The 26932-nt window shown below is 69.2% G+C and carries 22 protein-coding genes, 1 other RNA gene and 1 pseudogene; 2 read left to right on the forward strand and 22 right to left on the reverse strand.

Features of this window, described 5'->3' with window-relative positions:
* Positions 1 to 32: 32 nt before the first annotated feature.
* The 19 genes and pseudogenes from IGS68_RS06835 to IGS68_RS06925 form a co-directional block, all read right to left on the reverse strand.
* Complete coding sequence (locus IGS68_RS06835) at positions 33 to 941, reverse strand: cell division protein FtsQ/DivIB (RefSeq protein ID WP_201078364.1); 909 nt, start codon at positions 939 to 941, stop codon at positions 33 to 35.
* Positions 929 to 1858, reverse strand: coding sequence for a D-alanine--D-alanine ligase (locus IGS68_RS06840; RefSeq protein ID WP_201078365.1), 930 nt, complete (start codon positions 1856 to 1858; stop codon positions 929 to 931). Before IGS68_RS06840 ends, IGS68_RS06835 begins: the two co-directional genes overlap by 13 nt.
* Complete coding sequence (gene murB, locus IGS68_RS06845; protein ID WP_201078366.1) at positions 1855 to 2829, reverse strand: UDP-N-acetylmuramate dehydrogenase; 975 nt, start codon at positions 2827 to 2829, stop codon at positions 1855 to 1857. The genes IGS68_RS06840 and murB overlap by 4 nt, the downstream gene beginning before the upstream one ends.
* Positions 2812 to 4256: pseudogene (gene murC, locus IGS68_RS06850) on the reverse strand (UDP-N-acetylmuramate--L-alanine ligase); the annotation flags it as partial. The pseudogene murC and the gene murB, both read right to left, overlap by 18 nt.
* Positions 4256 to 5440, reverse strand: coding sequence for an undecaprenyldiphospho-muramoylpentapeptide beta-N-acetylglucosaminyltransferase (gene murG, locus IGS68_RS06855; protein ID WP_201078368.1), 1185 nt, complete (start codon positions 5438 to 5440; stop codon positions 4256 to 4258). The gene murG and the pseudogene murC, both read right to left, overlap by 1 nt.
* Positions 5437 to 6561 (reverse strand): putative lipid II flippase FtsW, encoded by a 1125-nt coding sequence (gene ftsW, locus IGS68_RS06860; protein ID WP_201078369.1) that lies wholly within the window; start codon positions 6559 to 6561, stop codon positions 5437 to 5439. Before ftsW ends, murG begins: the two co-directional genes overlap by 4 nt.
* The gene (murD, locus tag IGS68_RS06865; protein ID WP_201078371.1) at positions 6558 to 7943 is read right to left on the reverse strand and encodes a UDP-N-acetylmuramoyl-L-alanine--D-glutamate ligase; all 1386 of its coding nucleotides are present in this window, start codon (positions 7941 to 7943) and stop codon (positions 6558 to 6560) included. The genes ftsW and murD overlap by 4 nt, the downstream gene beginning before the upstream one ends.
* 4 nt (positions 7944 to 7947) lie before the next feature.
* The gene (gene mraY / locus IGS68_RS06870; RefSeq protein ID WP_201078372.1) at positions 7948 to 9033 is read right to left on the reverse strand and encodes a phospho-N-acetylmuramoyl-pentapeptide-transferase; all 1086 of its coding nucleotides are present in this window, start codon (positions 9031 to 9033) and stop codon (positions 7948 to 7950) included.
* Between the two features lie 12 nt (positions 9034 to 9045).
* The gene (locus tag IGS68_RS06875; RefSeq protein ID WP_201078373.1) at positions 9046 to 10557 is read right to left on the reverse strand and encodes a UDP-N-acetylmuramoylalanyl-D-glutamyl-2,6-diaminopimelate--D-alanyl-D-alanine ligase; all 1512 of its coding nucleotides are present in this window, start codon (positions 10555 to 10557) and stop codon (positions 9046 to 9048) included.
* Entirely contained in the window at positions 10557 to 12026 is a 1470-nt protein-coding gene (locus tag IGS68_RS06880; RefSeq protein ID WP_201078374.1) for a UDP-N-acetylmuramoyl-L-alanyl-D-glutamate--2,6-diaminopimelate ligase, read from the reverse strand. Before IGS68_RS06880 ends, IGS68_RS06875 begins: the two co-directional genes overlap by 1 nt.
* Complete coding sequence (locus tag IGS68_RS06885) at positions 12013 to 13761, reverse strand: peptidoglycan D,D-transpeptidase FtsI family protein (RefSeq protein ID WP_201078375.1); 1749 nt, start codon at positions 13759 to 13761, stop codon at positions 12013 to 12015. Before IGS68_RS06885 ends, IGS68_RS06880 begins: the two co-directional genes overlap by 14 nt.
* Complete coding sequence (gene ftsL / locus IGS68_RS06890) at positions 13758 to 14174, reverse strand: cell division protein FtsL (protein ID WP_201078376.1); 417 nt, start codon at positions 14172 to 14174, stop codon at positions 13758 to 13760. Before ftsL ends, IGS68_RS06885 begins: the two co-directional genes overlap by 4 nt.
* On the reverse strand, positions 14171 to 15130 hold the full coding sequence (gene rsmH, locus IGS68_RS06895; RefSeq protein ID WP_201078377.1) for a 16S rRNA (cytosine(1402)-N(4))-methyltransferase RsmH: 960 nt from the start codon (positions 15128 to 15130) through the stop codon (positions 14171 to 14173). The genes ftsL and rsmH overlap by 4 nt, the downstream gene beginning before the upstream one ends.
* A 9-nt stretch (positions 15131 to 15139) precedes the next feature.
* On the reverse strand, positions 15140 to 15583 hold the full coding sequence (locus IGS68_RS06900; RefSeq protein ID WP_201078378.1) for a division/cell wall cluster transcriptional repressor MraZ: 444 nt from the start codon (positions 15581 to 15583) through the stop codon (positions 15140 to 15142).
* A gap of 570 nt (positions 15584 to 16153) precedes the next feature.
* Positions 16154 to 16571: RNase P RNA component class A (rnpB, locus tag IGS68_RS06905), an RNA gene on the reverse strand.
* A gap of 72 nt (positions 16572 to 16643) precedes the next feature.
* A complete protein-coding gene (locus IGS68_RS06910) occupies positions 16644 to 17354 on the reverse strand; it encodes an N-acetylmuramoyl-L-alanine amidase (protein ID WP_201078379.1) in 711 nt (236 codons plus the stop codon).
* On the reverse strand, positions 17351 to 18226 hold the full coding sequence (locus IGS68_RS06915) for a DMT family transporter (protein ID WP_247881207.1): 876 nt from the start codon (positions 18224 to 18226) through the stop codon (positions 17351 to 17353). The genes IGS68_RS06910 and IGS68_RS06915 overlap by 4 nt, the downstream gene beginning before the upstream one ends.
* Complete coding sequence (locus IGS68_RS06920) at positions 18223 to 20046, reverse strand: ATP-binding cassette domain-containing protein (protein WP_201078380.1); 1824 nt, start codon at positions 20044 to 20046, stop codon at positions 18223 to 18225. The genes IGS68_RS06915 and IGS68_RS06920 overlap by 4 nt, the downstream gene beginning before the upstream one ends.
* A 59-nt stretch (positions 20047 to 20105) precedes the next feature.
* A complete protein-coding gene (locus IGS68_RS06925; protein WP_201078381.1) occupies positions 20106 to 20846 on the reverse strand; it encodes a TerB family tellurite resistance protein in 741 nt (246 codons plus the stop codon).
* Between the two features lie 260 nt (positions 20847 to 21106).
* Between IGS68_RS06925 and IGS68_RS06930 the strand changes: the two genes are divergently transcribed.
* Entirely contained in the window at positions 21107 to 21673 is a 567-nt protein-coding gene (locus IGS68_RS06930) for a GNAT family N-acetyltransferase (RefSeq protein ID WP_201078382.1), read from the forward strand.
* A gap of 39 nt (positions 21674 to 21712) precedes the next feature.
* Here the strand turns inward: IGS68_RS06930 and IGS68_RS06935 are convergent, their stop codons facing one another.
* Genes IGS68_RS06935 through IGS68_RS06945 form a run of 3 tightly spaced genes read right to left on the reverse strand, consistent with a single transcriptional unit; the run spans position 21713 to position 23173 of the window.
* A complete protein-coding gene (locus IGS68_RS06935) occupies positions 21713 to 22075 on the reverse strand; it encodes a type II toxin-antitoxin system RelE/ParE family toxin (protein WP_201078383.1) in 363 nt (120 codons plus the stop codon).
* Positions 22072 to 22335 carry a type II toxin-antitoxin system ParD family antitoxin gene (locus IGS68_RS06940; RefSeq protein ID WP_201078384.1) on the reverse strand — a complete coding sequence of 88 codons (264 nt, stop codon included), beginning with the start codon at positions 22333 to 22335 and terminating at the stop codon, positions 22072 to 22074. The genes IGS68_RS06935 and IGS68_RS06940 overlap by 4 nt, the downstream gene beginning before the upstream one ends.
* A gap of 55 nt (positions 22336 to 22390) precedes the next feature.
* Entirely contained in the window at positions 22391 to 23173 is a 783-nt protein-coding gene (locus IGS68_RS06945) for a DUF3750 domain-containing protein (protein WP_247881208.1), read from the reverse strand.
* 122 nt (positions 23174 to 23295) lie between these two features.
* On the opposite strand from IGS68_RS06945, the gene IGS68_RS06950 reads away from it, so the two are divergent.
* Positions 23296 to 26898 (forward strand): hydantoinase B/oxoprolinase family protein, encoded by a 3603-nt coding sequence (locus tag IGS68_RS06950; protein WP_201078386.1) that lies wholly within the window; start codon positions 23296 to 23298, stop codon positions 26896 to 26898.
* Positions 26899 to 26932: the final 34 nt, after the last annotated feature.

Raw genomic sequence — 26932 nt, forward strand, 5'->3', positions numbered from 1 at the left:
GTATTACCTATTTCGGTTAGTCGGATACGGCTTTAGATCTTTTCCTCAGGCACACGGCGACGTTGTGCCGCAGTCGCCGAAGTCTGGATCACCAGCCGGTCCGGCAGGCGGAGGTCGACGGCGACTATGTCGCGATCAAGCACCGGTTGCTTCAGCTCCTGCTCGGCCAGATGCTTCAGGGCGCCGCCGATGTCGCTCTCCGGCAGGCGGACCACGACGCCGTTGGCCAGATGCAGGTCCCAGCGCCGGCCGCCGACGCGGCTGGCGGCATTGACCCGCTCGAACAGCGCGGGCACGGTCGCCAGGTGCCCCAGCAGTTCCGGCGCGTGTTTCGGCGCATCGGCGCCGATGATCTGGAGCAGGTTGTTGTAGCGGCCCAATTCGCGCTCGGTCAGCACCTCGCCGTCGCGGTCGATCAGCGCCAGCTTCCCGTCGCGCTGCCACAGCGCCATCGGCCTGCGCTCGTCCAGCTTGACGAACACGGTGTCGGGCAGGCGGCGTTCGACCGTGGCGGTCGCGACCCAGCGCAGCCGTTCCAGGCCGGCGCGCGCCGCCTCCGGATCGAACCGCAGGATCGGGTCGCCGCGCTTGACCTGGATCGCCGCCATCACGGCGTTCCGGTCGGTCTCGACCCGGCCTTCGACCAGCACCTCCTGGACCTCCAGCCCGGCATCGACGGTCAGGTCGATCAGGGCGGCGGTCGTCCGGTCGGCCATGGTGCCGAACCACCCGGTCTGATAGGCCCAGGCCCCGGCGCCGCCGGCCAGCAGGATCGGGAACGCGATCAGGCCCAGGCGCATCGCCTTCTCGGTCCAGCGCGGCCAGGACCGGCGGCGGTTCGCCTTCTCCGTGGCCTTCTGGGTGGCGTTGCGCGCGCGCTCCGCCGTGCGGGCGCGAAGGTCGCGTGGCGCGCAGAGGGTCGGCTTGTTCACACGTGACATGCGGCGTTCTCCACCATCCAGACGACCAGTTCGGCAAAGGATATACCCAGATGTGCCGCCTGTTCGGGAACCAAGGACAGGGGGGTCATACCGGGCTGTGTGTTAATTTCTAGGAAATAAACTCCGGCGCTATCCTTAATTGCATCGTCCCAACGGAAGTCGCTGCGGCTCACCCCGGCACAGCCCAAAGTCCGGTGGGCGAGCAGGGCCATCCGCATGGCCTCGTCCAGAACGGCCTGCGGGGCGGGGGCCGGGACGAGGTGCGTAGCCCGACCGTCGGTATACTTCGCCGAATAGTCATAGAAGCCGGAATGGGGCCGGATCTCGGTCACGGTCAGGGCACGGTCGCCCATCACCGCGACGGTCAGGTCGCGGCCGGGGATGTATTGCTCGATCAGGACCGTCTCGCCGTGGTTCCAGCTCTCGGCGTCCACCAGGTCGCGGTTGTCCCCCGGGCGGACGATCCGGATGCCGACGCTCGATCCCTCGTTGTTGGGCTTCAGCACATAGGGGGCTGGCATGATGTCGCCGGCCAGCACCTGCTCCCGCGTCGCCACCATCCCCTTGGGCGAGCGGACGCCGACGCTCTCCAGCAACCGCTTGGTCAGCGTCTTGTCCATGGCGATCGCGGAGGCCGTCATGCCGGAATGGGTGTAGCGCAGGCCCAGGATGTCCAGCACGCCCTGGATCGTCCCGTCCTCGCCGCCGCGGCCGTGCAGCGCGTTGAACACCACGTCGGGGCGCGGCGTCAGGGCGGCCATCAGCGCGCCCAGGTCGCGGCTCACGTCGATCTCGGTGACCCGGTAGCCGCTCTCCCGCAGCGCCCTGGCCGCGGCGGCGCCGCTGACCAGCGACACCTCCCGCTCGGCCGACCAGCCGCCCAGCAGGACGGCGACATGCTGCGGCTTCGCGGTCATGGCGTGCTCCCCGGAATGGTCTTGCCCGGCGCGGGAACGCCGATGCGGCGGATTTCCCAGCGCAGCTCGATGCCCGACGTCTCGTAGACGCGGCGGCGGACCTCCTCGCCCAGGGACTCCAGGTCGTCCGCCGTGGCGGAACCCAGGTTGAGCAGGAAGTTGCAGTGCTTCTCCGACACCTGCGCGCCGCCGATCATCAGGCCCCGGCAGCCGGCGCGGTCGATCAGCGCCCAGGCCTTCTCGCCCGGCGGGTTGGCGAAGGTCGAGCCGCCGGTCCGCGCGCGCACCGGCTGGCTGTCGGCCCGGGCCGACGAGATCTCGTGCATGCGGTGGCCGATCCCGGCAGGATCGCCGGGATGCCCGCGCAGCGTGGCGCCGGTGAAGATCCAATCCTCCGGCACCGCGCAGTGCCGGTAGGTCAGGCCCAGCGCCCCTCGGTCCAGAACGTGCTCCCGCCCCTGGCGGTCCAGGGCGGTGGCCGAGACCACCACGTCGGACAGTTCGCGGCCGTAGGCGCCGCCGTTCATGCGGAGCGCGCCGCCGATCGTGCCGGGGATGCCCGACAGGAACTCCAGCCCGGCGATGCCGGCGTCGCGCGCCGCCACCGCGACGTTCAGGTCCAGCGCGGCGGCGCCGGCGCGGATCTCCATGCCGTCCGCCGTCCCGCCGTCCACGGCTATCTCGGCGAAGGCGCGGCCCAGCCGGACCACGACGCCGGGCACGCCGCCGTCGCGCACCAGCAGGTTCGACGCGACGCCGATCACGGTCACCGGCACGTCGGCCGGGCAGCCCGCCAGGAAGCCGGCCAGGTCGGCGGCGTCGGCCGGCCTGAACATCACCTCCGCCGGACCGCCGACGCGGAACCAGGTGACGTTCGCCAGCGGCGCGTTCGCGGTCACCCGTCCGCGCACCGCCGGCAGGCGGTCGATCAGGTGGGGCTCGTGGTGGTGCATGGGAGCGGCCGCCGTCATCGGTTCTTGCCTCCCTCGGTGCCGTGGAGCTTGTCCAGCTCGCCGGGCAGGGCGTTGGCCCAGGCGGTGATGTTGCCGGCGCCCAGGCAGACGACGAAGTCGCCGGGCTGGGCGAGGTCGCGGACCATGGAGGGAAGGGCTTCCGCCGACGGCAGCGGCAGCACCTGGCGGTGGCCGCGCATCCGGAGCCCCTCTACCAGGCCGTCGCGGTCGGCGCCCTCGATCGGCTGCTCGCCGGCGGCATAGACGTCGGCGACCAGGACAGTGTCGGCGTCGTTGAAACAGGCGCAGAAATCCTCGAACAGGCTGTGCAGCCGGCTGTAGCGGTGCGGCTGGACCACCGCGATGGTCCGGCCGGTCCCGGCGGTCCGCGCCGCCTTCAGCACGGCGGCGATCTCCACCGGGTGGTGGCCGTAATCGTCGATCACGGTGACGCCGTTGCTCTCCCCCGTCTTGGTGAAGCGCCGCTTGACGCCGGAGAAGCGGGCGAAGCTGGACCGGATCTTGTCGCCGTCGATGCCCATCTCGTTGCCGACCGCGATGGCCGCCAGGCTGTTCTGCACGTTGTGCAGCCCGAACATCGGCAGGTGGATGCCCTCGATCACGCGCGGCTCCCCGGCGACGCGGTCGCTGAGCGCCACGTCGAAGCGGGCGCCGTCGGTCCCGGTCACCACGTCCACCGCGCGCACGTCGGCCTGCGGGCTGAAGCCGTAGGTCACGATCCGGCGGTCGGCGACGCGCGGGATCATCGCCTGGACCTCGGGATGGTCGATGCACAGCGCCGCGAAGCCGTAGAAGGGGATGTTCTGCACGAAGCTGTCGAAGGCGGAGCGGACCCCGTCGAAGGTCCCGTAATGGTCCAGGTGCTCGGGGTCGATGTTGGTCACGACGGTGATCAGCGCCGGCAGCTTGGTGAAGGTGCCGTCGCTCTCGTCCGCCTCGACCACCATCCAGTCGCCGGCGCCCAGGCGGGTGTTGGTGCCGTAGGCGTTGATGATGCCGCCGTTGATCACGGTCGGGTCCAGCCCGGCGCCTTCCAGCAGGGTGCCGACCATGCTGGTGGTCGTGGTCTTGCCGTGGGTGCCGCCGATCGCGATCGACCATTTCAGCCGCATCAGCTCGCCCAGCATCTCGGCCCGGCGGACCACCGGGATCAGGGCGGTACGGGCCGCGGCGACCTCGGGATTGTCCTTCTTGACCGCGGAGGAGATCACCACGACCGAGGCGTCGGCCAGGTTCTCGCCGCGATGGCCGATCTCGACCGGGATGCCCAGGGCGCGCAGGCGCTTGACGTTGGCGCTGTCGGCGATGTCGGACCCGCGGACGGAATAACCCAGGTTCCGCAGCACCTCGGCGATGCCGCTCATGCCGATCCCGCCGATACCGACGAAGTGGATCGTCCCGATGGACAGGGGCAGGGCTCTCATTATTCGGCGGCCTCGGTGGAGTAACGGTCCGCGCCGGCCTTGGGCCGGTCGCTTCGGGGTGACGCGGCGCCCTTGGCGGCGCCAGGGGCGATGTCGATGACGATGTCGGCCAGGAGCGAGGCCGCGTCCGCGGCGCCGCGCGCGCGGGCCGCCTCGGCCGCCTTGGCCAGGGTGGCGGGCAGGTCGAGCAGGGCTTCCAGCCGGTCGGCCAGCGCCTTCGGCGTGAAGGCCGGCTGGGGCATCAGCCAGGCGCCGCCGGCATCGGCCACGGCCTGCGCGTTGGCGGTCTGGTGGTCGTCCATGGCGAACGGGTAGGGCACCAGCACGGCCGGCCGGCCGGCCGCGGCCAGCTCGGCTACGGTCGAGGCGCCCGAGCGGCAGATGGCGAGGTGGCAGGCCGCCAGCCGGTCCGGCACGTCGCGGAAGAAGCTGGACAGCTCGGCATCGACCCCGGCCCTGGCGAAGGCGGCCTTCGCCGCTTCCAGGTCCTCCGGCCGGCATTGCTGGGCGAGGCGGATGCGCTCCCGCAGCATGGCGGGCAGCAGCGCCAGCGCTTCCGGCACGATCTCGCTGAAGATCCGGGCCCCCTGGCTGCCGCCGACCACCAGCAGCCGAAGCTCGCCGCCCGGTTCCAGCGTCGGATAGGGCAGGTCGCGGACGGCGGTGACGGCCGGGCGCACCGGGTTGCCGGTCGTCACCAGCTTCGCCCGGTCGGCCGGCTTGACCGCCGACACGGTTGCGAAGCTGGTGGCGATCCGGGCGGCGCCCGACGCCAGCATCCGGTTGGCCCGGCCGAGCACCGCGTTCTGTTCGTGCAGCACGGTCGGCACGCCGGCCCGCTGCGCCATCAGCACCGTCGGGACCGACGGGTATCCGCCGAATCCCACCACGACGGAAGGCCGCAGGGCCGCGATCAGGCGCCGCGCCTGGAGGGCGCCCAGGCCCAGCTCGACGGCGCCGCGCAGCTTGCCCATCACGCCGCTGCCGAAGCTCGACGCGCGGATGCGGTGGACCTCGACCTCCGGCAGGGCGTCGCCGAAGGCCTTGCCGCGGCGGTCGGTGACCAGCACCACCCGGTTGCCGCGCGCCAGCAGCTCGCGGGCCAGCGCCTCCGCCGGGAACATGTGCCCGCCCGTGCCGCCCGCGGCCAGGACGACGGGGGCTTGCGTCTCGATGGGCGTCATGTCCCGTCTCCTCCGCCGAAGCGCTTGCGGGTCAGCGCCAGCACCATGCCCATGCCGAAGCCCAGCGCCAGCAGCGACGAGCCGCCGTAGCTGATGAAGGGCAGGGTCATGCCCTTGGTCGGCATCATGTGCAGGCTCGACGCCATGTTGATCCAGGCCTGGAGCCCGAACTGGGTCAGCAGCCCGGTGACCGCCAGGACGACGAACAGGTTGTCGTCGCGCATCACCCGCAGGAACCCGCGGATCACGATGAAGGCGAACAGCGTGATCAGGACGAGGCACCAGAACAGCCCCAGCTCCTCGCCGGCGACCGCGAAGATGAAGTCGGCATGGGCGTCCGGCAGCATCATCTTGATGCTGCCCTGGCCGGGGCCGGTACCGAAGGCGCCGCCGTTCTGGAACGCCTCCAGCGACCGGGTCACCTGGTAGTTGTCGCCCGCCGCCGGGTCGAGGAAGCGGTCGATGCGGCTCGACACGTGTGGGAACAGCATGTAGGCGCCGACCAGGCCGGTGATGCCCAGCACGCCCAGGATGGCGACCAGGACGATCGGCAGCCCCGCCAGGAAGAACTGGCAGAACCACACCACCGAGACGACGAAGGTCATGCCCAGGTCCGGCTGCATCATCAACAGCCCGACGATCATCAGGTACAGCATGATGGAGATGATCGCGCCGGGGAACCGGTCGCTGGTCTTGCCGTGGGCGAACAGCCAGGCGGCGACCACGGCGAAGGCCGGCTTGACGAACTCCGACGGCTGGATCGACAGGCCGGGGACATGGATCCAGCGGCGCGCACCCTTGATCTCGAAGCCGATGACCATGGTCAGCGCCAGCAGGATGGTGAAGAAGATGAAGGCGATCACCGCGGTCCGCCGGATCCCGCGAGGGCTCAGCAGCGAGACGCCGACCATCAGCATGCAGGCCGGGACCAGCATCAGGATGTGCCGCTGGACGAAGTGGAAATTGTCCAGCCCGATGCGTTCGGCCACGGCGGGGCTGGCCGCCTGGACCAGCACGATGCCGAGGCCCATCAGGACCGCCACCACCGCCAGCGTCCAGCGGTCCACCGTCCACCACCATTTGCCGAATATGGAATGGTCGGTCCGGGCGAAAGCGGTCATCCCGCGATTTCCTTCTTCACCAGAAAATCATTGACCAGGGCCGCGAACACCTCGCCGCGGTGCTCGAAGCTCCTGAACTGGTCCCAGGAGGCGCAGGCCGGCGACAGCAGCACGGTGGCGCCGGGGAGCGCCTCGTCCCGCGCCATGGCCGCCGCGGCCGGCACGGCAGCCTCCAGGGTTCCGCACCGGGTATAGGCGACACCGTGGCGGTCGAGCCACGCGGCGAATTGCTCCGTCGCCTGCCCGATCAGGAAGGCGTGGCGGATGCGCGGCATGAAAGGCTCCAGACCGTCCAGGCCGCCTTCCTTGGGCTGCCCGCCGATGATCCAGTAGATCGGGTCGTAGCAGACCAGCGCCTTGGCCGCCGCGTCCGCGTTGGTCGCCTTGCTGTCGTTGACGAAGCGGATGCCGTTCCGGTCCGCCACCATCTGCTGGCGGTGCGCCAGTCCGGGAAAGCTGCGGAGGCCCTCCAGGATGGTGTCCACCGGGACGCCGCAGGCGCGGGCCGCCGCGAAGGCCGCCGCCGCGTTCTGCCAGTTGTGCCGGCCGGGCAGGGCGGCGATCCCGGCGAGGTCGATCACCGGCTCGGCGCCGCCGTCGTACAGCTTGCCGTCCAGGACATGGATCCCCTTGGTCGGCCGCTCCGCCGAGACGGGGACCACGGCGCAGGGGACGGTGTGCTCCAGATCTTCGAAGACGGCCCGGCAATGGGCGTCGTCCACGCCGACGATGGCTGTGTGCGAGCGCTTCGGGTGCTGGAAGATGCGGCGCTTGGCGGCGACATAGCCGTCCATGCCGCCGTGGCGGTCCAGATGGTCGGGCGTGACGTTCAGCAGGATCGCCACGTTGAACCCGACGGAGGGCACCAGTTCCAGCTGGTACGAGGACATCTCCAGCACGTAGATGCCGTCCTCCCCCAGCGGCTCGAAGCTCAGGACCGGCGTGCCGAGATTGCCGCCGACCTGGATCCTCCGGCCGGCGAGCGCCAGGATGTGCCCGATCAGCGCCGTCGTGGTGGATTTGCCGTTCGTCCCGGTGATCCCGACATAGGCCGCCTTGGGCTGCGCCCGGTACAGCAGCTCGATGTCGCCCACGATGGGCAGGCCGGCATCCTTCGCCCGTGCCGCGACCGCGTTGGGCTTCGGGAAGCTGTGCGGGATGCCGGGCGACAGCACCAGCGCCTCGACCCCGGAGAGGTCGGCCGTGTTCAGGTCGGTCAGCGGGATGCCGGCGGCGGTCGCGGCGGCGCGGCCCGCCTCGCCGTCGTCCCAGGCCAGGATCTCCACGCCGGCGTCGGCCAGCGCCCTGGCGGTGGCCAGACCCGACTTGGCGAGGCCCATGACCGCGTAGCGCTTCCCCCGGAGATGCTTGAGGTCGATCATGGCGTCACCGCAGCTTCAGGGTGGACAGGCCGACCAGGGCCAGCACCACGGCGATGATCCAGAAGCGGATGACCACGGTCGGCTCGGCCCAGCCCTTCTTCTCGAAGTGATGGTGCAGCGGCGCCATGCGGAAGACCCGCTTGCCGGTCAGCTTGTAGGAGGTGACCTGGACGATCACCGACACCGTCTCCAGCACGAACAGGCCGCCGATGATCGCCAGCACCAGCTCGTGCTTGGTGATGACGCTGATGGCGCCCAGCGCGCCGCCGATCGACAGCGACCCCGTGTCGCCCATGAAGACCATGGCGGGCGGCGCGTTGAACCACAGGAAGCCCAGGCCGGCGCCGACCATGGCGCCGCAGAACACCGCCAGCTCGCCGGTTCCCGGCACGTGGTGGATCTGCAGGTAGTTGGCGAATACCGTGTTGCCGACCAGATAGGCGATCAGGCCGAAGCAGCTCGCCGCGATCATCACCGGCACGATCGCCAGCCCGTCGAGCCCGTCGGTCAGGTTGACCGCGTTGCTGGCGCCGACCATGACGAATACCGCCATCGGCACGAAGAACCAGCCGAGGTCGATCAGCAGGTCCTTCATGAAGGGAACGGCCAGCCCGTGGGACACGGTGTCCTGGCCGAACACCGCGATGATCAGGGCCGCTGCCCCGCCGGTGCCGATCTGGCCGGCCAGCTTCAGCTTGCCCGACAGGCCCTTGGTGTTGCGCTTGGTCAGCTTCAGGAAGTCGTCGCCGAAGCCGATCAGGCCGAAGCCCACGGTGACCAGCAGGACGACCCAGACGAACAGGTTGGTCAGGTCGGCCCACAGCAGCGTGCTGATCATCACCGCGATCAGGATCATCAGGCCGCCCATGGTGGGCGTGCCTTTCTTCTTCTGGTGGGTTTCCGGCCCGTCGCTGCGGATCGGCTGGCCCTCGCCCTGCTTGGACTTCAGCCAGCGGATCAGGGTCGGGAAGAACACGAAGCTGATCACGGACGCGGTCAGGATCGCTCCGCCCGTCCGGAACGTGATGTACCGGAACAGATTGAAGATGATGAAATCATCCGCCAGGGGAAACAGCAGGTGATAAAGCATCGTGGAATCGCCTCAGCCCTGCCGTGCGGCGCGTTGCGCCCTGTCGTCGGGAATTTCGCCGGGAGTTTCGTCGGGAGTCGTTCGGGAGTTCGAATCGGAATCGCCCCCGGTATCGAGGGCGGCGACCGCGTCGACCACGGCGGCCATGCGGCTGCCGGCCGACCCCTTGACCATCAGGACGTCGCCGGCGCGCACCGCCCCGGCCACCAGCGGGGCCAGCGCCGCGCTGTCCGGGGCCCAGCCGCCGCGCAGGGCGGCCGGCAGCCTGTCGAACAGGCGCTTCATGTCGGGGCCGGCGCAGAACACCAGGTCCACCGAGGCGGCCTTCAGCGGCTCGGCCAGGGCCGCGTGCAGCAGGGGCGACCGCTCGCCCAACTCCAGCATGTCGCCCAGCACGGCGATGCGCCGCCCGCCGACGCCCGGATCGCCCTTGGCCAGCACCTGGAAGCTCGCTTCCATGGACACCGGGCTGGCGTTGTAGCTCTCGTCGATCACGGTCAGGGCGCCCTGGGCCAGCCGCACGCGCCGGCGGGCACCCCGTCCCTTGATCGGCTTCAGCGTCGCCATGGCCCGCGCCGCCGCGGCGACGTCGCCGCCCAGCGCGCGGACCGCCAGCAGCACGGCCAGGCTGTTCATCACGTGGTGGCGGCCGGGCAGCGCCAGGCAGTATTGCAGCGCCTCGCCCTTGATCACCGCGTTGACCGCGCTGCAGGTCGCATGGATCGAGCAGTCGGCAAGCCGGGCGCTGGCGTCCTCGGCCTTGCCGAAGCCCAGGATGCGCGACAGCCCGCGGGTGCGGGCGGCGGCGACCAGCCGGGCATAGTGCGGGTTGTCGCGGTTCAACACCACGGCGCCGTTTGGCGCCATGCCTTCGAAGATCTCCGCCTTGGCGTCGGCGATCGCCTCGACCGACGGGAAATGCTCCAGGTGGACCGCCTCGACGGTCGTGATCACCGAGACGTCGGGGCGGACCTGGCGGGACAGCGGGCCGATCTCGCCGGCATGGTTCATGCCCAGCTCGAACACGGCGTAGGTGCAGTCCGGCGGCATGCGCGCCAGGCTCAGCGGCACGCCCCAATGGTTGTTCAGGCTTCCCGCCGTGGCGAAGGTGGGCGCCAGCGCGGACAGGCAGGTTCCCAGCGCCTCCTTGGTGCTGGTCTTGCCGACCGACCCGGTCACCGCGACGATCTTGGCGCCGGTGCGCAACCGCGCCACCGAGCCCAGGTCCTGGAGGGCGGCGAAGGTGTCCTCGACCATGACCAGCGGGGCGTCCGGCCCGACGCCGTCCGGCCGGTGCGACACCAGGGCGGCGGCCGCGCCGGCGGCCAGCGCCTGCGCCACGTATCCGTGGCCGTCGAAGTTCGGACCCTTCAGAGCGATGAAAAGATCGCCCGGCTGGATCGTGCGGCTGTCGATCGACACGCCGGTCGCCTGCCAGTCCAGGGCGTCGGCGGAGCCGTGCAGGGTGCCGTTGGTCGCCGCGGCGACGTCGCCGGCGGTCCAGAGAACGGGGGGGCGTGCCATCAGACCAGGGCCTCCCGCAGGGCGGCGCGCGCCTCGTCGGCGTCGTCGAACGGCCGTACCACGGTGCCGACGGTCTGGCCCTGCTCGTGGCCCTTGCCGGCGATCACCAGCACGTCCCCCTCGGCCAGGTCCCCGACGGCGGCGCGGATCGCCGCGGCGCGGTCGCCGATCTCCTCGGCGTCCGGGCAGCCGGCCATGACCTCGCGCCGGATCGCCTCCGCCGCCTCGGTCCTGGGGTTGTCGTCGGTCACGATGACCCGATCGGCCAGCCGGTCCGCCAGCTCGCCCATGACCGGCCGCTTGCCCCGGTCACGGTCGCCGCCGCAGCCGAACACCACCACCAGCCGCTTCGCCGCGTGGGGACGCAAGGCCCGCAGGACCGTCTCCAGCGCGTCGGGCGTGTGGGCATAGTCCACGTAGATCGGGGCGCCCGAGGGGTGGTGGGCGACCAGTTCCAGCCGGCCGCGGACGCCGCCCAGCCGCTCCAGCGCCGCCGCCGCCTCGTCCGGGTCGGTGCCCGTGCCGATCGCCATGCCCAGCGCGCACAGCGCGTTCATGCACTGGAAGCGCCCCGCCAGCGGCAGGTCGATGTCGTGGTCCCGGCCGAGCACGGTCAGCTTCAGCCGCTGTCCGTGGGGCAGGGGGATCAGGTCGCGCAAGACAAGCTCCTTCGCCTGTGTGCCATAGCCGATCAGGCGATGACCACGCCGCGAACACAGCTCTGACAGATGGGTGAACTCGGGCGCGTCCGCGTTCAGCACCGCCGTCCCGCCGGGGGGCAGGACGCGGTCGAACAGCATCGACTTGGCCGCGAGGTAAGCCTCCATACTGCCGTGGTAATCCAGGTGGTCGCGTGACAAATTTGTGAAACCTGCGGTTTCGATCGCCACGCCGTCCAGGCGGTGCTGGTCGAGACCGTGGCTCGACGCCTCCATGGCGAGATGGTCGATCCCGACATCGGCAAGCTCGGCGAGCGCCTGGTGCAGAGACACGGTGTCCGGCGTGGTCAGCGAGCCGTAGCGCTCCATCCCCGGCGCCGTGATGCCCAGGGTGCCCAGGCTTGCCGCCCGGTGGCCGAGCAGGGACCAGAGCTGGCGGGCGAACTGCACGGTGGAGGTCTTGCCGTTGGTGCCGGTCACCGCCGCGACGTGGGCCGGCTGCCGCCCGTAGAAGCGGGCCGCCATCAGCGCCAGCCGGCGCCGGGGGTTCTCGTCCTCGATCACGGCGACGCCGTCGGGCGCCCCGTCCGGCAGCACCGTGCCGGCCGGTCCCAGCACCGCCACCGCGCCGCGCGCCACCGCGTCGGCCACGAAGGCCCGCCCGTCGGCCTTGCTTCCCGGCAGCGCCGCGAACAGGAAACCCGGCTTGACCGCGCGCGAATCGCTCGTCAGGCCCGCGATCAGGGGATCGCGGGCCTGGAGCGGCGCGGCCTGGGTGGTGTCGGAGGAGGCGAGGTCAGTAAGACGCAAGGGTGCTTCCCCGGGGATTGAGATGGATTTCGGTCGCCGTGCGGATGTCGGGCCGGGTCTCGTCGATCGGGCTGATGCCCATCAGGGGACCCATCTGCTGGATGATCCTGCCGGCCAGCGGAGCCGCGACCCAGCCGCCGGTGGCGTAGCCGTAGGTGCGCTTGTTGCCTTTCGGCTCGTCGACCATGGCCATCACGAGATAGCGGGGATCCTGGATCGGAAAGGCACCGATGAACGACGACAACAAGGCCTTCTTCGCATAGCCACGCCCACTGGTCTTCTCCGCGGTGCCCGTCTTGCCGCCGACCACGTAGCCGGGGGCGGCCGCTCCGGTCGCCGTGCCCTGGGTCACGACCAGGCGCATCAGCCGGCGGATTTGGTCCGAGGTTTGTGGCGAAATTACGCGTTCCGCGGGTACCGGATCGCCGGGGTTCCGCCGCAGCAGGGTCGGCGGGTGCAGCAGGCCGCCATTGACCGAGGCGGCGGTGGCCGACGCCATCTGGATCGGGCTGACCGACAGGCCGTGGCCGAAGGAGATCGTCATCGTGCTGGCTTCGCGCCAGGGATTGGGCACCATCGGCGCTCCGACCTCGGGGATCTCGATCGGCGACCGCTTGAGCAGGCCGAGCTTGTCCATCAGCGCGCGCTGGGCCGGCGTGCCGACCTCCATCGCCATCCGGACCGACCCGATGTTGGACGAGTACATGAAGACTTCGGGGACGGTCAGCCAGCGGTTCTTGCCGTGGTAGTCGCTGATCGTGAACCGCCCGACCCGCACCGACTTGGTCGCGTCGAAGCTGTCGCCCATGCGGATCTTGCCCGACTCCAGGGCGAGGGCCGAATTGAAGATCTTGAACGTCGAGCCCATCTCGTACACGCCGAGCGTGTTGCGGTTGAAGCGCGCGTTCTCGTCGCTGGTCGGGGAGTGGGGGTCGAAGTCCGGCAGCGAGACCATCGCCAGGACCTCGCCGGTCTTGACGTCCATGATCATCCCGGCGCCGCCCAGGGCCTGGAACTCGTCCACGGCGTTCTGGAGCTCCCGCTTGACCAGGTGCTGGAGGCGCACGTCGAGAGAGAGCTGGACCGGCTCGCTCGACGACCTCAGGCGGCTGTCGAACGACTGCTCGATCCCCATCAGGCCGTTGTTGTCGACTCCGGTGAAGCCGACGACATGGGCGGTCAGGTTGGCGTTCGGGTAGACCCGTCGCTCCTCGCGCTGGAAGTAGAGGCCGGGGATGCCGAGCCGGTTGACCTCGTAGTGCTCGCGCGGCGACAGGTTCCGCCGGATCCAGACGAACCGCTTGTCGCTCTTCAGCTTGGCCAGGGTGTCCTGGTAATCCAGGTCGGTCAGCACCGAGGTCAGCTTCTGCGTCGCCTCCAGCGGGTTGATCACCAGCTTGGGGTCGGCGTGCAGCGACGCGGTCGCCAGCGAGCTCGCCAGCAGCACGCCGTTGCGGTCCACGATGTCGGCGCGGCTGGCCGGGATGGCATGGGCGGAAGCGGCCTGCGCCAGCCCCGTGTCGCCCCCCTGGCTCATCACGGTGGCGTCGACCAGCTTGACGCCGACCGCGCCGAAGGCGAGCGCGAAGACCGCGACGGTCACCATCAGCCGGCTGCGCGCCTGGTCCAGCGCCTGCGCGGCGCGGCTCCCGGCGCGCCGCTCGGCGGCGCGGGGAGCCGGCGCCGCTTCCGGGCGGTCCGTGTGCCAGTGGCGTGACGCGTGGATGTCGGTCATTGCGTCACCTTGTAGGTGGCGAGCACCACGGAGCCGGCCGGCACGCCGCTGCCGCCCGGCTTGCGCGACGGCATCGGCACCGTCGTCCCGGCGACCAGGGCGGAGCCCGCCGGCGCGTTGGGATCGGCCGGATGCAGCCGCGCCGGGATGGTCTCGACCGACGCGATCATCTGCCCGGCGGCGGTCGGGCCGAGCACCAGGTGCCGGCGCGCCATCTCCTCGATCCGGGTCGGATCGTTCATGTAGCTCCACTCGGCCTTCAGGATTTGGATGGCTTCCTGCTCATGGATGATCGCGCGGTTCAACCCGGCCAGATCCTCCCCGAGCGCCTGAACCCGGTAGCTCGTGTGGAACAATGCCCCGCTCGCCAGGCCCGCCAGACCGAGCCAGATCACCGTGGACTTGCTGATCATGCTGCCTCCTCGAAGGCCGGTGCCTTCGTGCGTTCGGCCGCGCGCAGCCGGGCTGACCGGGCGCGGGGATTGTTGACGAGTTCCGTGTCGCCGGGGGTCACCGGCTTGCGGGAGATCAGGCGGAACGTCGGCGCCGCTTCGGCCGTCCGCTCCACCGGTGCGTGGCGCGACGGGGCCGGGCTGTTGCCCGACCGCCGCCGCAGGAATTCCTTGACCCGGCGGTCTTCCAGCGAGTGGAAGGAGACCACCGCCAGCCGCCCGCCGGGACGCAGCAGCCGCTCCGACGCGGCCAGGCCCCGGTCCAGCTCGCCCAGCTCGTCGTTGACGTAGAGGCGGAGCGCCTGGAATGTCCGGGTCGCCGGATCGATGCCGTCGCGGCTCTTCGGGACCACCCGCCGGACGATCTCCGCCAGCCGGGCGGTCCGGTCGATCGGCTCCTCGGCGCGGGCGGCCACGATCGCGCGGGCGACCCGGCGCGACATCCGTTCCTCGCCCAGGCGGTAGATCACGTCGGCCAGTTCGGTCTCTCCCAGGGAATTGACCGCGTCGGCGGCCGTCATCCCATGATTTCCCATGCGCATGTCGAGCGGGCCGTCGGCGCGGAACGAGAAGCCGCGCGCCGGGTCGTCGATCTGCGGCGACGAGACGCCCAGGTCCAGCGTGACGCCGTCGACGCCCTCCACCCCGGCGTCGCGCAGAAGCGCGTCCATCCGGCCGAACGGGCCTTCTATGACGTTCAACCGACGGGGGAACTCCTCCGCCAGGGCCGAGCCCGCGGCGACCGCCGCCGGGTCGCGGTCGATCCCCCAGACGGTGCAGTCCGCGGCGGCCAGGATCGCGCGGGCGTAGCCGCCGCGGCCGAAGGTGCCGTCCACGTAGACGCCGCCGTCCCGGGGGGCCAGGGCCGCCACCACCTCTTCCAGCAGGACCGGGACATGTTGGTAAGCCGTCGCCATGCCGCGCCCCTATTCCTTCGCCGGGGCGGCGGCGGGCCGGCGGCCCGACAGGCTGATGCTGCTGAGCGACAGGCCGGCGGCGCGGCTGAGCTTGCGCGCCTCCTCCATGCGGGCGGCATGGGCCGCGGGCTCCCAGATCTGGAAGGTCTTGTTGTTGGCCACGAACGAGGCCTGCTCGGTGATCCCGGCGAAATCGAGCATGTCCTGGGGGATCAGGATCCGTCCCTCGGCGTCGATCCCCAGCTGGATCGAGCCGGCGAAGATCGTCGCCTGGAAGAGGTCCTTCTCTTCCGGCGGGATGTCCATTTGATCCAGTGTTTCGGCCAGCCTGTCCATATGCTCCGGGCTACACGCTTCGAGTGCAGAAAACTGTAGGGAGCGGAACACGATCACGCTGGACGCAACGCCTTCGGGGGAGTCCTTGGCCAGCACGCCCCGAAAGGAAGCTGGCACCGACACACGGCCCTTCTTGTCTACCTTGTTCAAGAAAGAGGACAAGAAGATGGCCATTTAACCCTCAAGCCCTGCGGTCCGAGCCATCGGCCCCGCACCACCTTCGCCTTGGTTAGGTTTGCCCTCGGGGTTAGACCTTAAGGGTACCGCCCCAGCAGCTTGGGTGAGTATGGGATAACATGGGATTTCATGGGCCGTCAATGCCGTTGCCAGTAATTGGCCTTTGGAATCAAGAAATTTCGCGGCTGCGTTCGTCTTTCCTCAAGGTTGGATTGTGGATGCCACGCTTTTTAGCGAGAACCTAAACATCAAGTTAATCCTAAGAGCGTTTCTGAAGTTTGTTCACTTTTCGTTCTTATAACGATCGGGCGAAGTCAAACGACGAGTCCTTGAATCATTGAACGACTCGGACTGGAAAAACCGGTCGCGGCAATCATGCGGAATAGTGATCAACAGCTTGTCCACAGGATTATCCCGCTACGTCCCATCATTGTCCCAGGCTCCGGCCCATGAAAACCCACGGCCGGCAGGAACATCCTGAAAGTTGAATTAGAAAAAACTTAATTATTGGGTGCCAGGTGGCCTGTAAGCCGGGTTCTGTCCCCACCCGCGATCCGGTCGCCCGGAAAGGGGTGGTGGATGACCATTCATCTGGGACGTCCGTTACCGGACGCCTCACGCGACCAACCCGGGCGACGGCGCGGAAATGCGCTAGGCTCGTGGCCAAGCCGCCCCTATTCGGTCTTGCTCCCGGTGGGGTTTACCATGCCGTCTCCGTTGCCGGAGCCGCGGTGCGCTCTTACCGCACCCTTTCACCCTTGCCTGCCGACTCCGGAGGCGAACTCCGGCGCTGGGCAGGCGGTTTCCTTTCTGTGGCACTTTCCCTGGGGTCGCCCCCGCCGGGCGTTACCCGGCACCGTATTTCCGTGGAGCCCGGACTTTCCTCTCCCCATGGGATCCCATGGGAAGCGGCCATCCAGCCACCTGGCGGCCGGGAACTTAGGCACTGGGCGGGTGCGATGCAACAAAATTGCAATGCCGGCGCCGTAAAGAGGGGAAATCAGCGGGAAGCGAGGGCTTCCGCCTGCCGCACGGCCGCCCGGAGCACGCGCATGAAGGTCCGGTCCAGGCCGAACGCCACCCGGTCGGGGATGAAATGGCGCTGGAACGCCGTCGCCGCAATCCGGGTCGGGGCGTCCAGCACGCCCGACGCCGCGACGTCGTAGCCGAACCGGGCCAGCAGGTCCTGCGCTTCCGCCACCGCATAGCCCGGTCCGTCGTCGCGCGCGTCCGGCTCCGGCCACAGCCCGATCCCCCGTGCCGCCAGTCCCCGCCAGTCGAACAGTTCGCCGGGATCCTCCTTGCGGGCCGGCGCCACGTCGGAGTGGGCGAGCACCCGGTGGGGCGAAATCCCATGCCGATCCAGGATGCCCCGCGCTAGGGCGGCGAACGCCTCCATCTGGGCCGCCGGGAAGGGGCGGTAGCCCCATTCGTGCCCGGGGTTCACCAGCTCCACCCCGATCGAGCGGCTGTTGATGTCGCGCTCGCCGTGCCAGCAGCCGACGCCGGCATGCCACGCCCGCCGCTCCTCCGGCACCAGGGCGGTCACCGTCCCGTCCTCGTCCACCAGATAGTGCGCGCTGACCTGGGAAGCCGGATCGCACAGCCGCTCCAGGGCCCCGGACCCCGTCGGCATGCCGGTGTAGTGGACCAGCAGGATATCGACCGGCACGCCGTCGGGGCGCGGTCCATGGTTGGGGGAGAGCGTCATGTCGCCGACTGGTTCTGGTTCTGCTTCGGAGCCTTCCGGATCATGATCACCGCGACGCCGACCAGCGTCAGGGAGCCGCCGACCACCATGGCGGGCGTCAGCGGCTCGCCCAGCAGCAGGACGCCGGACAGCACGCCGAACACCGGCACCAGCAGCGTCCAGGGCATGGTCTGGTTGACCGGATAGCGGCGGACCAGAGGATACCAGAGCGCGTAGGACACGATGGTGACCATGATCGCCATGTAGGCGATGCTGCCCCAGCCGAGCCAGGACGCCGCCCTGATCTGCTCGATCTGCCCGGTCTCCATCAGCAGCGAGACGGCGATCAGCTGGGGCGCCGCCATGACCGACATCCAGGCATTCAGCGAGAAGCCGTTGATCGAGCCGATCCGGCGGATCTGGATGTTGACGATGGAGAAGATCAGCGCGGCCACCACCACCAGCCCCAGGTACCAGCTTCCGTCCAGGGCCCGGGGCTCGCCGGCGATCACGATCACGCCGCCGAACGAGATCGCCATGCCCAGCCCGCGCCGCCAGCCCAGCTTGTCCTTGTACAGGATCGCCGCGAGGATGGAGGAGAACGGCACCTGGAGCTGGATCGCGATCGAGGCCGCGGCCGCGTCCACCCGGGTGAGCCCGGTGAACATCAGCGGGAAATGCAGGCCGCCCAGCAGCACCGACAGCACGAGGATCTCCTTCATGCGTCCCCACGGCACCGCCACGAACGGCAGCAGCATGACCGCCACCATGGCGAACCGCAGGCTCATCAGCAGCATGGGCGAGAACTCGCGCAGGCCGTACTTGGCCACGGCGAAGTTGAGGCCCCAGATCACCATGACGACCAGGGTGGCCGCGATGTCCCGGGGGCTCAAGAGGAGGCTTCCAGTTCTTCCCGCAGCGCCTCCAGTTCGAGCCAGCGTTCCTCCGCCGCCTCCAGCTCCGCCTGGAGCTTGCCCAGGCCTTCGCTGGTCTTCTGGAATCCGGCGGGGTCCCGGCCGAAGAAATCGGCGTCGGCCAGCTTCGCCTCCGCCGCCTTGATCTTTCCGCCCAGATCCTCCATCCGCTTCGGCAGCTGGTCCAGCTCGCGCTGCTGCTGGTAGCTCAGCTTGCGGCGCTGCTTGGCCTCGGCCGGCGGGCCCGCGTCCTTCTTCCGGGTCTTGCCCGCGTCCGGTACCGCGCGGTCCGGGCGCTGGGTGACATAGTCCGAGTATCCGCCGACATATTCCTGGACCTCGCCGGCTCCCTCCACCGCGATGACCGAGGTCACCAGCCGGTCCAGGAAGTCGCGGTCGTGGCTGACCAGCAGCAGGGTACCGTCATAGTCGCTGAGGACCTCTTCCAGCAGGTCCAGCGTGTCCATGTCCAGGTCGTTGGTCGGCTCGTCCAGGATCATCAGGTTCGACGGCCGGGCGAACAGGGTCGCCAGCAGCAGCCGGTTCCGCTCGCCGCCGGACAGCGCCCGGGTCGGCGTGTCCTTCAGCTTGGGATCGAACAGGAAGTCCCGCATGTAGGACGCGACGTGCCGCGACTGCCCGCCGACCGACACGCTGTCACCGCCGAACGGGCAGAGCGTCTGATGGATCGTGGCGTCCGGATCGAGCGCGGCGCGGCGCTGGTCGAAATAGACCGGCTGCAGGTTGACGCCCAGCCGCACCGTCCCCGAATCGGGCGGCATCTGGCCGGTCAGGATCTTCAGGAGCGTGGTCTTGCCGGCGCCGTTCGGGCCGATCAGGCCGACCCGGTCGCCGCGCAGGATGCGGGTCGAGAAATCCCTGGCGACCTCCCGCCGTCCGTCCGGCGCGTCGAAGCCCTTGGCGACGTGCTCCGCCTCGATCACCATGCGCCCGCTGGCCTCGCCCTCGGCGACCCCCAGCTTGACCTGCTGGCCGCCGCGCACCCGTTCGGCGCGGTCGGTGCGAAGCTGCTGCAGGGCCCGGACCCGGCCCATGTTGCGGGTCCGGCGGGCGCTGATGCCCTCCCGCATCCACTGGGTCTCGGCGGCGATCTTGCGGTCCAGCTTGTGGGCGGCGATCTCCTCCGACGCGAAGACCTCCTGCTGCCAGGCCTCGAACTCCGCGAAGCCGCGCTCGGTCTCGCGGATGCCGCCGCGGTCGAGCCACAGGGTCCGCCGGGACAGCTTCGACAGGAAGGCGCGGTCGTGGCTGATCAGCAGCAGCCCGCCGCGATAGGACTGGAGTTCCCCTTCCAGCCACTCGATCGTCGGCAGGTCCAGGTGGTTGGTCGGCTCGTCCAGCAGCAGCACGTCGGGAGCGGAGACCAGCGCCCGTCCCAGCGCCGCGCGGCGTGCCTCGCCGCCGGACAGGCTGGCGGGCGACCGGTCGACCGCCAGCGCCAGCCGGTCGAGCACCGCGTCGACCCGGTGGAGCGCGTCCTGGTCGTCCGGCGGCAGCCCTTCGGCGACGAAGTCGTGGACCGTCGCGTAACCCTCGAACGAGGGTTCCTGCGCCAGATAGGCCACGCGCGCGCCGGGCTGGAGGAAACGTTCGCCGTCGTCCGGGGCGATCTGCCCCGCCAACAGCTTCATGAGGGTGGATTTGCCGCTGCCGTTGCGTCCGACCAGGCACACCTTGTCGCCCCGCGCGATGCCGAGATCGATCTTCTCGAACACCGGCAGACCGCCGAAGGTGACCGTGGCGCCCATCAGCGCGACCAGGGGAGGATTAGCTGCCATGATCCGAAGCTATAAAGGGGATACCCCCGGTCTCGGCAAGCGCTAACTCCGCAGGGCGGTCACGCGGTTTCCATCACGGCGCCCCGCTCCTTGCGGATGCGGTCGTGGGCGGCGTTGATCGCCGCCAGCTTGTCGTTGGCGATGTCGACGAAATCCTGCGGCAGCCCCTGGGCGATCAGCCGGTCCGGATGATGGTCGCGGACGAGCCCGCGGTGCGCGGCCTTGATCTCCTCGTCGGAGGCGTCGGGCGTCAGGCCGAGCACGGCATAGGGATCGTCCTTGGGCGCGCAGCCGTTGCTCGCCCGGATCCGCAGGAAGTCCCGGTCGGAGAAGCCGAACACCTTCGCGATGCCTTCCAGGTAGCCGATCTCGGCCTCGCGCAGTTCGCCGTCGGCCCGCGCGATGTGGAACAGCCCGTCCAGCAGGTCCTCCAGCACGGCCGGGCGGTCGGCCAGCAGCTTGGCGATCTGATTGGCGTAGGGTTCCCAGCCCTGGCTGTCGCGGCGCGCCAGATCGAAGATGCGCCCGACGTTCTTCATCTCGTCGGGCGGGATCTTGAACACTTGCTTGAAGGCGTTGACCTCGTGGCGGGTCACCACGCCGTCGACCTTGGCCATCTTGGCGCCTAGCGCGATCACGCCGATGGTGAAGGCGATCTGCTGCGTCGCATCGGTCTCGCCCTCCTCGTCCTCGCGGTACAGGTCGACCGCATGGCCGGCGACCGCCCCGAGAAGACCCCCGATCGGGCCGCCGATGGCGAAGCCCGCGGCTCCGCCCAGAACTTTCCCCCAGATACTCATGATGCTCGCGACTGGTCCGGCAATGGAGAGGGGCAGAGCATAGCCAGCGATCCGGTCCGCGCCAACTGTGACATCGACGTCATTCGCTGCTGTTTTTTCGCAACGCGGCAACCATCCTCCTTCCAAACCGTTTGCTGCAGTGCAATATAGTGGCAGTGATCGTACCTATCGGCCAGCAACGGCCGCCGCGTGCGACCGGGGGAAGGAAGCTCCAGGGATGAAGGCGTTAACCGCTATGATTCCACGGAAGTACCACGTCCATGACGGTCTATCGCAAGCTCCTTCCAACCGATCTGAACGCCTATCGCGACCACCTGCTCAGGCTCTCCGCCAATGACCGGTACGCCCGCTTCTGCGGGTTCAAGACCGACGAGGCGATCGTCGGCTACTGCCGCGGCATCGACTGGCGCTTCACCATCATGGTCGGCTGTTTCGTGCGCGGCGAGCTGCGCGCGGTCGCCGAACTGCGGACCGAGCCCAAGGTCTGGCCGGGCGAGGGCGAGCTGGCGGTCAGCGTCGAGCCGGGCTTCCAGAACCAGGGGCTGGGGTCGGGCGTCATCCAGCGCATCCTGACCGTCGCCCGCAACCGGACGGTTCGCCGCCTCGTGCTGATCTGCCTGATCAGCAATCGCCGCATGCAGGCGATCGTCCGCAAGTTCCTCGGCAACCTGGAAAGCGAGTGCGGCGAAGTCATCGGCCGCATCGAGCTCCCCTGGCCCAACCAGATGAGCCTGCTCCAGGAGGCGCTGGACAGCGGCACGGCCATGGTCAATGGCATGTTCGATCAGTGGAGCGGCGGTCCGGAGCCGGAACCCGCGGCGGCGTGAGTTACTTCCGGCGCCGATCATCGCCGGGGCGAGATCAGGTCAGAAGTCGAAAGTTTCGGGAAGATGATGGGCTGGTTGCATCCGTTCGTGAAGGATGCGAACGATCACGATTGTGTTCGAACCGTCGTCCATGTGCCGGGCCAGATAATAAAGGATGTGGGAGGCAGCCCCCCGTCGTCCGGCCGCATGCTCGACATGGAAGGACCTTACCCCCTTCCTGAGATCGTTCCGGTTCCAGGACCCGGGGCGCTCCGGATCCTGCGCCAGCATCTCCGCGGCCTTGATGAGCAGTTTGGCGTACCGCTCTCTTTGCAGAGGTCCGAACTGTCTGGCGGAGGCTTTGAGAATATCCCGGGTGTCGTCGGCAGCGGCTTCGGTAAGCCGGTAACCCGGACCGCTCACGGCAAGTCTTCGTCCCGCAACGAGGCCGCGATATCGGAAATGGTCAGTTTTGAAAACTGGCCATTTCTCGCTTGCTCGACTCCGATGTTGATTTCGCGGCGCAACACCGCGAGTCGCTCCTCCCGGGCGGCCCTTTCGCGCCTTAGCAGGCGAAGGCTATCTCTGATCACCTCGCTCGCCGTGCCGTACTCCCCGGAGGCGACCTCCTTTTCCACGAACTCGACGAATTCCGCTGGGAGGCTTACATTCATGGTCGGCATATGACCCTCCATCCAGTCGCCGCAGCATCGGCTATTTGGCAAATTCTGTCAAATCTCACCCTGGCGGCTGGCGATCCCGGCCGCGTTCCAGGATCTCCTCGTCAACCTCGGCGCCCGGTCCCGGTCCCAATCGCCCCAAACCCGGCAGCTTGATCGCGAGGTCGAGCGGGTCGATGCCGACGGTCAGGCCCAGCACGTTGACCTCGATGCCTTCCTCCACCGCGACCAGCACGCCGGCCAGGCCGAAGATCGACATCTGCCAGCCGGTCCCGCTGGGCGCCGGGGCGAACAGGCTCCAGGGCGCCAGATAGTCCTTGCCCAGCGCGGTGGGCGGCAGGTCGAGGCGCAGTTCCGGCACCGCCCGGCCGACGAAGGCGGCGAAGGTGTTGCTGTTCGGGCCGGGCCAGATCCGATAGGTATCGCTGTAAGGGTAGGCTTTGGCGGCGGCATCCAGCTTGGCGATGGCCGCTTCGGCGGCCGGGCCGCGCAGCTCGGCCAGGATCGTCGGCTTCTGGCCGAACCAGTAGGCGTCGGGCGTGCGCCGGGCGATCGAGATCGCCGGCAGGCCGCGCATGACACGCCAGCCGATCTTCTCGTACACTGTGTATTCCGAGGCTTCCGCCGGCTTGACGGCGAACCAGGGATGGGTGCCGAAGGCTCCCCGCCAGGAGAAGGCGCGCGCGGCATAGACCTGCACGACCGCCTCGGGTGTCGTCGCCGGGTCGGGAGCCTGGCGGGAGGATTGTCGGCTGGCGGTGGACCAGTGGCCCCCCAGCGTCACGGTCCCCATCGCTACCACCAGCATCGGACCGGTCAGCAGGAACAACAGGACCGCCATCGAAACGATCATGGCTTTCATGACATAGAAGATAATCCTCGGGGGTGGCACATTCCAAGCGGGTGTGCCTCAATATTGTTGCGATGCGAAACCAATTCGGAAATCAGGGGAGCGGGCAGGGCATGACCGGCAAATGGCAATTCTGGATCGATCGCGGCGGCACCTTCACCGACGTGGTGGCTCGGAGGCCGGACGGCGCGGTGGTGACGCACAAGCTGCTGTCCGACAATCCGGAACGCTATGCCGACGCCGCCATCCAGGGCATCCGCGACCTGCTCGGCGTTCCCGAGGGATCTCCGGTCCCGGCGGACCGCATCGACGCCGTGAAGATGGGGACGACGGTCGCCACCAACGCCCTGCTGGAGCGGAAGGGCGAACCCACCGTCCTGGTCACCACCCGGGGCTTCGCCGACGCGCTGCGCATCGGCTATCAGGCCCGGCCGAAGATCTTCGCCCGCCATATCGTCCTGCCGGAACAGCTCTACGCCCGCACGGTCGAGGTTCCGGAACGCGTGGCCGCCGACGGGCAGGTGGTAGTCCCGGTCGATCTCGCCGCCGCACGGGCTGGGCTGACGCGCGCCTACGAGGCCGGCATCCGCTCCTGCGCCGTCGTCTTCATGCACGGCTACCGCTATCCGGAGCATGAGCACGCCGTCGCCGAGGTCGCCCGCTCGGTCGGCTTCACCCAGGTGTCGGTCAGCCACGAGGTCAGCCCGCTGATGAAGCTGGTCGGCAGGGGCGACACCACCGTCGTCGACGCCTACCTGTCGCCGATCCTGCGCCGCTATGTCGACCGGGTGGCGGCCCAGCTCGGCGGCACCCGGCTGATGTTCATGCAGTCCAACGGCGGCCTGACCGACGCGCGCCTGTTCCACGGCAAGGACTCGATCCTGTCCGGCCCGGCCGGCGGGATCGTCGGCGCCGTGCGGACGTCCACCATGGCGGGCTTCGACCGCATCATCGGCTTCGACATGGGCGGCACCTCGACCGACGTGTCCCACTATGCCGGCGAGTTCGAGCGGACCTTCGAGACGCAGGTGGCCGGCGTCCGGATGCGGGCGCCGATGATGCGGATCCATACAGTCGCCGCCGGTGGAGGATCGATCTGCGTGTTCGACGGCAGCCGCTACCGGGTCGGTCCGGAAAGCGCCGGCGCCAATCCCGGCCCCGCCTGCTACCGCCGGGGCGGGCCGCTGACGGTGACCGACTGCAACGTCATGCTCGGCAAGCTACACCCGGATTTCTTCCCCCGGGTGTTCGGGCCGGACGCCGACCAGCCGCTGGACGCCGACGTGGTGCGGGAGAAGTTCGCGGCCTTGGCCGACGAGATCCGCCGGGCCACCGGCGACGCCCGCACGCCGGAGGAGGTCGCCGAAGGCTTCCTGAAGATCGCGGTCGAGAACATGGCCAACGCCATCAAGCAGATCTCGGTCCAGCGCGGCTACGACGTGACCGGCTATACCCTGACCTGCTTCGGCGGGGCCGGCGGGCAGCATGCCTGCCTGGTGGCCGACGCGCTGGGCATGAGGCGGGTGTTCATCCATCCCCATGCCGGCGTGCTGTCGGCCTACGGCATGGGGCTCGCCGACACGGTGACGATCCGCGAGCGGGCGGTCGAAGCCCCGCTGGAACCCGGCCTGATGTCGGCCCTGTCCGCGGCCCTGGACGAGCTGGAGGCCGATGGCCGCCACGAGCTTTCGCTCCAGGACCTGGGCGGGGCGGATATCCGTGAGGTCAGGACGGTCCACCTGAAGTACCAGGGTACCGACACCGCCCTGGCTGTCGATTTCGGTGACATGGAGACCATCCACTACGCCTTCGAGACCGCCCACCGGCAGCGCTACGGCTTCGCCATGTCCGGCAAGCCGCTGGTGGTCGAGGCGGTGTCGGTGGAGGTGATCGGCTCCACCGCGACGGCGGACGACCCGGAACTGGCGCCCGAACCCCGCCGGGCGCCGCTCCGGCCGCTCGCCACGCTCAGCGGCACCCCCGTGTTCGACCGGACGGCGCTCCGCCCCGGCGACCGCATCGACGGCCCCGCGATCCTGCGGGAGACCAACGCCACCACGGTGGTGGAAGCCGGCTGGAGGGCCGAGGTCACCAACCGCGACCATCTCGTCATGACCCGCGTCCAGGCCCTGCCGTCGCGCGTCGCGGTCGGCACGCGCGTCGATCCGGTCATGCTGGAAGTGTTCAACAACCTGTTCATGTCGATCGCGGAACAGATGGGCGTGACGCTGGAGAACACCGCCTATTCGGTCAACATCAAGGAACGGCTCGACTTCTCCTGCGCGCTGTTCGACGCGGAGGGCGGCCTGATCGCCAACGCGCCCCACATGCCGGTCCACCTGGGCTCCATGGGCGAGAGCGTGCGCGCCGTCATCCGCCGCCGCGGCGCTCCGGGCGGGTCGGGCGAGGCCAGGGGCATGAATCCGGGCGACGCCTTCATGCTGAACGATCCCTACAACGGCGGAACCCACCTGCCGGACATCACGGTGGTCACCCCCGTGTTCGACGACGCCGGCCGCGACGTCCTGTTCTACGTCGCCTCGCGCGGCCACCATGCCGACGTCGGCGGCATCACCCCCGGCTCCATGCCGCCCGACAGCCGGACGATCGAGGAGGAGGGGGTGCTGATCGACAATTTCATGCTGGTCGACGGCGGCGCCTTCCGGGAGGACGCCCTGCACGAACTCCTGACCTCGGGACGATTTCCAGTCCGCAACACGGTCCAGAATGTCGGCGACCTGAAGGCCCAGCTTGCCGCCAACGAGAAGGGCGTGCAGGAGCTCCGCCGCATGGTGGATCATTTCGGGCTGGAAACGGTGACCGCCTATATGGGCCATGTCCAGGACAACGCGGAGGAGCAGGTCCGCCGCGTGCTCGGCGTCCTGAAGGACGGCAGCTTCGTCCAGCGCCTGGACAACGGCGCCGAGATCCATGTCCGGATCTCCATCGACCGGGAGGAGCGCAGCGCCGTCATCGACTTCACCGGGACCAGCCCCCAGCTCGACGACAATTTCAATGCCCCCTCGGCCGTCTGCCGGGCGGCCGTGCTCTACGTCTTCCGGACGCTGGTGGACGACGACATCCCGATGAACGACGGCTGCCTGAAGCCGCTGCGCATCGTCATTCCCGAAGGCTCCATGCTGGCGCCGCGGTATCCCGCCGCCGTGGTCGCCGGCAACGTCGAGACCTCCCAATGCGTCACCGATGCGCTGTACGGGGCGCTCGGCGTCATGGCCGCGGCCCAGGGTACCATGAACAACTTCACCTTCGGCAACGACCGCTACCAGTATTACGAGACGATCTGCGGCGGGTCGGGCGCGGGGCCGGACTTCGACGGTACCGACGCCGTCCACACCCACATGACCAATTCCCGCCTGACCGACCCGGAGGTGCTGGAATGGCGTTTCCCGGTGCTGCTGGAATCGTTCCTGATCCGGAAAGGATCCGGCGGCCGGGGGCGGCACCGCGGCGGCGACGGTACCGTGCGGCGGATGCGCTTCCTGGAGCCCATGACCGCCGCGATCCTGTCCAACCACCGCGTGGTGCCGCCCTTCGGGCTGGAGGGCGGCGAGTCGGGCGAGCCGGGCAGCGCCCGGGTCGAGCGTGCCGACGGCGCCGTCCAGGCCCTTGGGCCGACCGAAAAGGTCGAGATGGGAGCCGGAGACGTCATGGTGATCGAAACGCCGAGCGGCGGAGGCTTCGGGCGGGCAGGGTGAGTCCTGCCTTCTCCCTGGTATTACCACCTGCGCG

This window comes from Skermanella sp. TT6, assembly GCF_016653635.2.
In the GTDB taxonomy this organism is placed as follows: Bacteria; Pseudomonadota; Alphaproteobacteria; order Azospirillales; family Azospirillaceae; genus Skermanella; species Skermanella cutis.

Excerpts from the sequence above, each read along its gene's own strand:
- IGS68_RS06835 (WP_201078364.1), bottom strand. The coding sequence starts at position 941 with ATGTCACGTGTGAACAAGCCGACCCTCTGCGCGCCACGCGACCTTCGC.
- IGS68_RS06840 (WP_201078365.1), bottom strand. The coding sequence starts at position 1,858 with ATGACCGCGAAGCCGCAGCATGTCGCCGTCCTGCTGGGCGGCTGGTCG.
- murB (WP_201078366.1), bottom strand. The coding sequence starts at position 2,829 with ATGACGGCGGCCGCTCCCATGCACCACCACGAGCCCCACCTGATCGAC.
- murG (WP_201078368.1), bottom strand. The coding sequence starts at position 5,440 with ATGACGCCCATCGAGACGCAAGCCCCCGTCGTCCTGGCCGCGGGCGGC.
- ftsW (WP_201078369.1), bottom strand. The coding sequence starts at position 6,561 with ATGACCGCTTTCGCCCGGACCGACCATTCCATATTCGGCAAATGGTGG.
- murD (WP_201078371.1), bottom strand. The coding sequence starts at position 7,943 with ATGATCGACCTCAAGCATCTCCGGGGGAAGCGCTACGCGGTCATGGGC.
- mraY (WP_201078372.1), bottom strand. The coding sequence starts at position 9,033 with ATGCTTTATCACCTGCTGTTTCCCCTGGCGGATGATTTCATCATCTTC.
- IGS68_RS06875 (WP_201078373.1), bottom strand. The coding sequence starts at position 10,557 with ATGGCACGCCCCCCCGTTCTCTGGACCGCCGGCGACGTCGCCGCGGCG.
- IGS68_RS06885 (WP_201078375.1), bottom strand. The coding sequence starts at position 13,761 with ATGACCGACATCCACGCGTCACGCCACTGGCACACGGACCGCCCGGAA.
- ftsL (WP_201078376.1), bottom strand. The coding sequence starts at position 14,174 with ATGATCAGCAAGTCCACGGTGATCTGGCTCGGTCTGGCGGGCCTGGCG.
- rsmH (WP_201078377.1), bottom strand. The coding sequence starts at position 15,130 with ATGGCGACGGCTTACCAACATGTCCCGGTCCTGCTGGAAGAGGTGGTG.
- IGS68_RS06910 (WP_201078379.1), bottom strand. The coding sequence starts at position 17,354 with ATGACGCTCTCCCCCAACCATGGACCGCGCCCCGACGGCGTGCCGGTC.
- IGS68_RS06920 (WP_201078380.1), bottom strand. The coding sequence starts at position 20,046 with ATGGCAGCTAATCCTCCCCTGGTCGCGCTGATGGGCGCCACGGTCACC.
- IGS68_RS06925 (WP_201078381.1), bottom strand. The coding sequence starts at position 20,846 with ATGAGTATCTGGGGGAAAGTTCTGGGCGGAGCCGCGGGCTTCGCCATC.
- IGS68_RS06930 (WP_201078382.1), top strand. The coding sequence starts at position 21,107 with ATGACGGTCTATCGCAAGCTCCTTCCAACCGATCTGAACGCCTATCGC.
- IGS68_RS06940 (WP_201078384.1), bottom strand. The coding sequence starts at position 22,335 with ATGCCGACCATGAATGTAAGCCTCCCAGCGGAATTCGTCGAGTTCGTG.
- IGS68_RS06945 (WP_247881208.1), bottom strand. The coding sequence starts at position 23,173 with ATGGCGGTCCTGTTGTTCCTGCTGACCGGTCCGATGCTGGTGGTAGCG.
- IGS68_RS06950 (WP_201078386.1), top strand. The coding sequence starts at position 23,296 with ATGACCGGCAAATGGCAATTCTGGATCGATCGCGGCGGCACCTTCACC.